This window comes from Brevibacterium sp. S22 (genome assembly GCF_004745485.1).
GTDB lineage: Bacteria > Actinomycetota > Actinomycetes > Actinomycetales > Brevibacteriaceae > Brevibacterium.
Map to the genome: position 1 here is coordinate 1 of NZ_RHFG01000066.1, position 1255 is coordinate 1255.

1 protein-coding gene is annotated in these 1255 nt (G+C 61.1%); it reads right to left on the bottom strand.

Features of this window, described 5'->3' with window-relative positions:
- Nucleotides 1–710 precede the first annotated feature (710 nt).
- On the bottom strand, nt 711–1142 hold the full coding sequence (locus EB835_RS20165) for a transposase (protein ID WP_240688890.1): 432 nt from the start codon (nt 1140–1142) through the stop codon (nt 711–713).
- Nucleotides 1143–1255 lie beyond the last annotated feature (113 nt).

Below are 1255 nucleotides of genomic sequence, written 5' to 3' on the forward strand. Positions count from 1 at the left end.
CTGTATCGGTGGGAGACGTCGCCGATATCGTAGTTACGGACCTCGATCCGCGTGACTGCGACGCCGAGCAACTCAGGAATATGCCGGTGTCGGGGACTCTGATCGCCGGGGAAGCCACACACTGGTCAATCTAGTCGACGTGGGCTGACTTGCGACCGTGATGGTCGTGCTCGCACCGTCCGGACGCCGTTTTGGCCGATCGCGCTTATGAGTCCAAAAAGAGCCGCCAGGACTTGCTTTCACGTGACATTCGGGCATTGTTCCCGGAGAAGAATGGCCAGATCACGACGGGAAATATGCGCGGGAGCATAGGTGGGCAACCGCCGGCAATCGATGCCGCTGAGTATCAGAACCTCAACGTCGTCGAGCGTACGTTTGCCTACGTCAATCAATGGCGAGGCTCATATGTAGGTTGATTCGTCAAGCAGGCAGGGAAGAATCCCCTGCACCGATGTGGGCGCAGAGAATTCCGTGGCTTGGCCACCGCGAGACTGTTGGAGTGCGTGTCAATTATCGACGCGCGGTCAATCTCATATACGCGGGTTGGGTACCGCAGGACGGTGTTTCGGCAGGAGCGGTACCGCGGGTCTAGTAACGAGCGTGGCCAGCCCGATAGGGTCCCTCGAGCTGGTTACTCATAGCCTCGTCGCGGGTCACTCCACGCGCTGCCTCCAACAGTCACGTGGCGGCCAAGAATCACACCGAGCTTCTCACATATCCATCACCGCCAAAGACCAGCACCATCCCGCCATCTCCCTGGCAATCGCGGCATTCGCGGTGTTCGAGTTCTTCTCTCGGGCAAGGAACCTCGACCACCGCTGATGCAGCCTGCGGTTGCCCTCGTCTCCACGTGCCCGCGCTGCCGCCGGTGCCCGGTCGAATCGGGCCTGCAAAGCCTTTGACTTCCGGTATCGGCGGCGGTGGTGCCAGGCGGCTTCGATCAACAACCGGCGTACATGCCCGTTGCCGGTCTTCGTCACTCCGCCCTGGGACCGCGAGGCACCCGAGGAGTATTCCGTGGGGACCAGGCCGACGTAGGAGCCGATCGTGCGACCGGTGAACCGCGTCCAGTCTCCGATCTCGACGGCCAGGCCGAACCCGGTCAGGCTACCGATACCGCGCAGACACCGGGACTGATGCAAAGAAGGGTGACAGCGTGAGTGTCATGCTGCGAGTGCAGCTGGCTCTATGATTGCTTCGTACTCTACTGGTGTCAATCGACCCAACCGGGCTTGTCGGCGACGTCGGTGATATG